We start from the raw sequence: 4,195 nt of genomic DNA on the forward strand, positions 1-4,195 counted from the left end.
GGCTGGGCGAGCCCGGTGTATATCGACTGCCGCAAGCTGATTTCGTATCCGCGCGTGCGTCGTGGCCTGATGGAAATGGCCGAGACGACCATTTTGCGCGATGTCGGCTACGAACAGATCGACGCAGTTGCAGGCGGAGAAACCGCCGGCATTCCGTTCGCTGCGTGGTTGTCGGACCGTTTGATGGTGCCAATGCAATATGTACGCAAGAAGCCAAAGGGGTTCGGCCGAAATGCGCAAATCGAAGGTTTGCTGACCGAAGGCCAGCGCGTGTTGCTCGTGGAGGACCTGACTACGGACAGCCGCAGCAAGATCAATTTCATCAATGCGCTGCGTACCGCAGGCGCAACGGTGAACCACTGCTTCGTGCTGTTTCACTACAACATTTTCAAGGAAAGCGTGTCGGTGTTGAAGGACATCGACGTGGACCTGCACGCGCTCGCAACGTGGTGGGACGTGCTGCGCGTGGCGAAGGAAGCAGGCTATTTCGAAGCGAAAACGCTCGATGAAGTCGAAAAATTCCTGCATTCGCCTGCGGAATGGTCGGCAGCGCACGGTGGCGTGACAGGAACACCGCAGTAATTCATATTCTGAATTGATTGCATAAGTTGAAAAGCCGCTCGTTTAAGAAACGAGCGGCTTTTTTATTCGAATTAATTTCGAATTATCCGATCTTTCCCGGCGTGGCGTCGTCCAGATTTCCATCGCCTATGTATGCAGAAAGATTCAATAACCCATTACTCTGCGCATATTGAAACAATTCGGAATCTCGTTCGATTCCGAGTTTTCGCATGGCCGTATTTTTTTGTGTGCTAATTGTTTTGATACTGCGTTTCAACTGCTCCGCTATTTCAGTGATGGTCATGCCGGAAACAAATAACCGTACCACTTCGAGCTCGCGTTTCGATAAAACCACGTCACGCTGCTGACCGCTCGCGGACAAACCCATGCTGTCCAGCGCAAGACGCACCGAAGGCCCGATATATTCCTGACCGCGCATGACGTGAACGACAGCGAGGCCAATGTGGCTGAGATCGTCGGATTTATTGATGACCGCCGTCACACCCACTTCACGCAGGCGTTTAAGCAGCGCAGGGTTTTCCAGCATGGTCAGCACAACAATGCGCACCGTCGGAAACTGCCTGCCGATATAGCCCAGCAGCGGCATGCCGTCGCCATATTGACCGCCGGGCATGGCCAGGTCGGACACCACCACATCGCACGGCGACTTTTGCAGAAGTTGAATTAATTCGGTCGATTGTCGCGCTTGACCTACCACTTCGACTTCAGGGAATTTCAATAAGGCCTGCGCAGCACCGAACAAAATCACAGGATGGTCGTCGGCAATAATGACTTTTATCCGTTGACCCATTATTTTCCCCTCGCTCGTAATTGGACAGATTCCCTCGGCATTATAGACAATGCGTTACCTTTCATTCCATTGTCCTTTCAGCTAGGGGATCGAAATCGTGGGCGTAGGCCGAAGCCCTCTTGTTGCATTGCGCTAAATCGCGGCCGGAACATTTGAAAAAAATTGTTCCCGCGCGCAATGTTAAACTTGAATCTGTCAATAAGCCCATTTCTGAGACAAAATACATCGTTACAGTAGGTGAAACGGCCGTATCAGGCTGCGCCCGTGACAGGAGATTTCGCACCATGCGCTTGGCATGCCAGCTTGTGCGTTTTGTTGTGTACCGCTTGATTGTGGTGTACGTAGGCTTGCTCGGACTCGCTAGACGTTCAATGTGGCTTCCGGTTTTCTGCGCCGCGATGGTATCAAATGCGCCGGGTGCGGTCGCCAAAGATTTGTCCGCCGTCGCCGGTTCTGTGCCATTTGCGCTAACAAGCACCGACATACCGGCGGCTGGACAGGTACCGCTTGCGCTCGTCTTCGACCAGGACGATTGCAAGGGCGGCAATCACTCCCCCGAACTTTCCTGGCATGGCGCGCCGGCGGCCACCCAGAGTTTCGCCGTCACCGTGTTCGACCCGGACGCACCGGGCCGCGGCTGGTGGCACTGGGCCGTGGCCGCCATTCCCGCCACGGTTTCCCAGTTGCCCGCCAACGCCAGCGCATCGGGCGCGCTGCGAAAAATGGGAGCGGTGGAATCGCGCAACGACTTCGACATCGACGGTTACGGCGGCCCGTGCCCGCCGCCGGGCAAGCCGCATAGATACATCATCACCGTCTACGCGCTCGACACAATTGACCTGCATCTTCACCAGGGAAGCCCATCGTTGATGTTCGAACACGAGATCCGCACCGCGACCATCGCGACGGCCCAACTCGTGGTCACCTACGGCCGCTAAATTTGGCTTTGCTAGACTTGGCCGCGTCGGATGACCGGCCTTCCTTCGCCGGTTATGGCTTATAACGCGACGGCCCCGCTACCCGTGCACAAGGCGCCCCGCCTTTTGCCCCGTGGGATAGGAAAGATATGTCAAAAATTGTCATCGTTTATCACAGTGGCTATGGCCACACGAAAAAAGTGGCCGAGGCGGTCCTCGCCGGCGCGCGCGACGCGGGCGCGCAAGCGAAATTGCTAGCCGTCGGGGACCTGGACGAGGCTGGCTGGGCTGAACTCGACGCCGCTGACGCGATCATCTTCGGTGCGCCGACGTACATGGGTGGCCCGTCGGCGGACTTCAAGAAGTTCGCCGATGCCAGTTCGAAGCCTTGGTTTTTGCAGTCCTGGAAGGACAAGATCGCGGCCGGCTTCACCAACTCGGCGACCATAAACGGCGACAAACACTCGACCATTGCTTACCTCGTCACGCTCGCGATGCAACACGGCATGATCTGGGCCGGGATGGGCATGATGCCCTCGAATACGAAAGCGGCCACGCGCAGCGACCTGAACTACATCGGCGGCTTTACTGGCTTGCTCACGCAATCTCCGGCCGATGCTTCGCCCGACGAAGCGCCGCCGCCCGGCGATCTGGAAACGGCGAAGGCGTTCGGCGCCCGGATCGCTGCCGTCACCTCCCGCTGGCACGCGAAGTAGGATTGTTTTTAGGCCAATCGGCCAACGCGCCCGGCAATGTCATCGCTTTGTCGGCCAGGCGCATTAAAATAGCGTTTTGACTGCGGCCGGCCGACATGACGCTGGCGCCATCGAACCCAGCGAGAGCGAGAAACGAGATGACCACCAAAGTATTTGTCGACGGACAGGAAGGCACCACCGGCCTGAAGATTTTTGAATACCTGTCGGAGCGGCATGACATTGAGGTGTTGCGTATCGAAGAGTCGCGCCGCAAGGACGTGGAAGAGCGTCGCAGGCTGATCAACGCGTCGGACGTGACGTTTCTTTGCTTGCCGGACGTGGCGTCGCGCGAGTCGGTATCGCTGGTCGATGCCGGCAATCACCGCACGGTGGTGATCGACGCGAGTACGGCATTTCGCACCCAGGACGACTGGGCGTACGGCTTGCCGGAACTGATGCCGGCCCAGCGCGAGCGCATGCGCAGCGCCAAGCGCATCGCCGTGCCGGGATGCCACGCTTCGGCGTTCCTGCTGGCCATGAAGCCCCTGATGGCGGGTGGTCTCGTTTCCCCGGATTTCGCCGCACACGCGTACTCCATCACGGGCTACAGCGGCGGTGGCAAGAAAATGATCGCCGACTACGAAGCGGGCGGAAACGACCGGCTCACGAGCCCCCGCCCTTACGCGCTCGGCCTCACGCATAAGCACTTGCCGGAAATGGCTGTCCGCTCGGGTTTGAAACACGCTCCGGTGTTCACGCCGATCGTCGGCAATTTCCTGAAGGGATTGGCCGTCACCACGTACTTCTCGCCCAATCAACTCGCCCGGAGCGCCAAGCCGCAGGACATACAGGCGTTGCTCGCTGAGTACTACGCCAACGAACCGTTCGTGCGCGTCTTGCCGTTCAATGCCGAAAGCAATCTGGACGACGGTTTCTTCGATGTCCAGGCTTGCAACGACACGAATCGTGTCGACCTGTTCGTGTTCGGCAGCGAAGAGCGGTTCGTCACGCTCGCGCGCCTCGATAACCTGGGCAAGGGCGCTTCGGGCGCGGCCATCCAGTGCATGAACCTCGCAATCGGCGCCCCCGAAGAAGCTGGCCTGAAACGCTGACCTGATCCACCCGAAGCGCGTCCTGGCGCTTCGAAAAAAGAAAACCGGTTCGCAGCTACCGCGCGACCCGGTTTTTTTTCGCCTGCGCCCTACGCATGC

The 4,195-nt window shown here is 58.2% G+C and carries 5 protein-coding genes; 4 read left to right on the forward strand and 1 reads right to left on the reverse strand.

Annotated features, from left to right (window positions below):
• On the forward strand, nt 1–582 hold a 582-nt coding region (locus WCA53_RS33235), incomplete at its 5' end, for an orotate phosphoribosyltransferase (RefSeq protein ID WP_423922044.1).
• Between the two features lie 82 nt (nt 583–664).
• Here the strand turns inward: WCA53_RS33235 and WCA53_RS33240 are convergent.
• Nucleotides 665–1,372 (reverse strand): response regulator, encoded by a 708-nt coding sequence (locus WCA53_RS33240; protein ID WP_423922049.1) that lies wholly within the window; start codon nt 1,370–1,372, stop codon nt 665–667.
• Between the two features lie 398 nt (nt 1,373–1,770).
• On the opposite strand from WCA53_RS33240, the gene WCA53_RS33245 reads away from it, so the two are divergent.
• From WCA53_RS33245 to argC, 3 genes are all read left to right on the forward strand, one after another.
• Nucleotides 1,771–2,310: a YbhB/YbcL family Raf kinase inhibitor-like protein gene (locus WCA53_RS33245; protein ID WP_423922059.1), complete on the forward strand. Its 540-nt coding sequence runs from the start codon at nt 1,771–1,773 to the stop codon at nt 2,308–2,310.
• Nucleotides 2,311–2,438: 128 nt separating this feature from the next.
• Nucleotides 2,439–3,005 (forward strand): flavodoxin family protein, encoded by a 567-nt coding sequence (locus WCA53_RS33250; protein ID WP_423922052.1) that lies wholly within the window; start codon nt 2,439–2,441, stop codon nt 3,003–3,005.
• A 137-nt stretch (nt 3,006–3,142) separates the two neighbouring features.
• On the forward strand, nt 3,143–4,096 hold the full coding sequence (argC, locus tag WCA53_RS33255) for an N-acetyl-gamma-glutamyl-phosphate reductase (protein ID WP_423922056.1): 954 nt from the start codon (nt 3,143–3,145) through the stop codon (nt 4,094–4,096).
• Nucleotides 4,097–4,195 lie beyond the last annotated feature (99 nt).

It is taken from the genome of Caballeronia sp., assembly GCF_049581465.1.
Taxonomy (GTDB): domain Bacteria; phylum Pseudomonadota; class Gammaproteobacteria; order Burkholderiales; family Burkholderiaceae; genus Caballeronia.